The sequence below is a fragment of the Endobacter medicaginis genome (assembly GCF_014192375.1).
GTDB lineage: Bacteria > Pseudomonadota > Alphaproteobacteria > Acetobacterales > Acetobacteraceae > Endobacter > Endobacter medicaginis.
Window position 1 is genome coordinate 1 of record NZ_JACHXV010000054.1, and the last position, 1,683, is coordinate 1,683.

The 1,683-nt window shown below is 57.8% G+C and carries 2 protein-coding genes; both read right to left on the reverse strand.

Going from position 1 to position 1,683, the window contains the following annotated elements:
• Window positions 1–334: 334 nt before the first annotated feature.
• On the reverse strand, window positions 335–796 hold the full coding sequence (locus FHR90_RS17100; protein ID WP_183275554.1) for a hypothetical protein: 462 nt from the start codon (window positions 794–796) through the stop codon (window positions 335–337).
• 41 nt (window positions 797–837) lie between these two features.
• Window positions 838–1,602, reverse strand: coding sequence for a BRO-N domain-containing protein (locus tag FHR90_RS17105; protein ID WP_317134368.1), 765 nt, complete (start codon window positions 1,600–1,602; stop codon window positions 838–840).
• Window positions 1,603–1,683: the final 81 nt, after the last annotated feature.

A 1,683-nucleotide genomic window follows, 5' to 3' on the forward strand; every position in this document is an offset into this window, starting at 1 on the left:
GGCAATCGTTCCCGTGTTCGTCGTCATCGTCCTCACCCCTGAGGCGGAGACCGTCCGCTAACGGAGTGTCTCAAACAACCGTGGGGCGGAGGAGGTGATGGCTCTGAGGTGGTAAATTATCAGTAGAACTATAACGTAATCTACCACCATAGCCTTGGTGCCTGCCATTAGCTCTGAGCATTCACTGTCGAGATTGATCACCAGATCAATCCAACATCGAGGCAAACGCCATGGCGGACCGCTGGGAATGGGTCGGGCAGGCCGATGCTGTGCCAGCGGCCATCATGGCGTGGGACTTTAAGTGGCGACGTTCTCCTCGTCCGTATGGCCACTATCAATCGGGCAGGCCATTCGGCCATGCGGTGCCGAGTCCGTGGCTGCGCAAGTCGGTCATGCGCTGCTCCGGGTGGGCCTCAAAGTCCCGACATGCACGCCCATACCGATGCAGCAACACAGAGAAGTTCACGCAGGACCGCGAGATCGACTCAAGCTCGGCGTCACTGACGGTGGCGAAACGAGCTTGAACCCCTTCCACAGACATTCCAGACGCCTTACCCATCAGAAAGGCAATTTTCTCCATGACCTTGCGATGTTCGAGCAGATCAGCCGCAGTCGCCATAGCATCGGTATTCGCGGCGCAAGTAGCCGAAATCTCGAAGAAGGCAGCACACTGGGCGGCATCTGACGACACCTCGTTCGCGAGGTCTGATGCGCCAGGAGGCGCGGCATGAGCTGAGGATGACGTTCCCAGGATCAAGCCGCACAAAGCAATACCATGCCACCGAATGCTATACATGACGGTCTCACCGTTTTGAATCCGACCCGACCATGTCGTTGCTATAGGGTCAATGTCAGCTTCTCCTCGCCGACCACATAGGCGCCGGTCTGGCGGATCGTTGGCAGCACGACGCGGGTCACCCAATCCTGGAACAGGCGGGCTTCACGCTTGTCGGAGCGCATCACCAGCTTGTAGAGGCCGGACTCGGAGATGAGGGACACATTCACGACCCTCGATCCGAACAGGACCTCACTGCCCCTTGTCAGGCAAGGGTCAGTCCGGCGGAGAACCCTCTTCTCATCCCTGCTGAGGGTCTGAGTCCCATTCCATACGTTGACGTAGCCTGTGTGGCTGATCCCCAGCTTCAGGGTGGCGCACACGTCGTGGGCTACGAACCATGGAGCCCCTTCGATCTCGATGGTTCGGATGTCATGGTTGATGCCCGCTGAGGGGCTGAAGGTGAACTTGGGGTTATCGGCGGATGCGGAATGGCGAGACCTAGCGTCACGTCGCCCCGTGATACAATGTCGGCCATAGTATGATCCAAAGCGACGGCCGAGAATGACAAGCACTCTCCATCTACTCACCTGGGCATTTGGAGGCGGCACGGGAATCGCTATTGCTGGTGCGATTCTGTGGCTTGCGAAACAGGGAGCGGAGAAGATTGTTGAACATTTTCTCGACAAGCGGCTTGAAGACTTCAAATCAGAGCACACCCGTGAGATTGAGAGACTGCGATCTGACCTACACCATCTTGAAGATCGGGGAGTGCGATCAAATGAGCGAGAATATGAGGCGCTAGTTTCAGGATGAGCGGCCCCCACTGGGTGGTCCGGGATGAGTGTTAGTGCATTGTCGTCTCCGCCGCCATTGCCGGTCGGAGGTGGAGCGAAGCGGAACCGGAG

Excerpts from the sequence above, each read along its gene's own strand:
- FHR90_RS17100 (WP_183275554.1), bottom strand. The coding sequence starts at position 796 with ATGTATAGCATTCGGTGGCATGGTATTGCTTTGTGCGGCTTGATCCTG.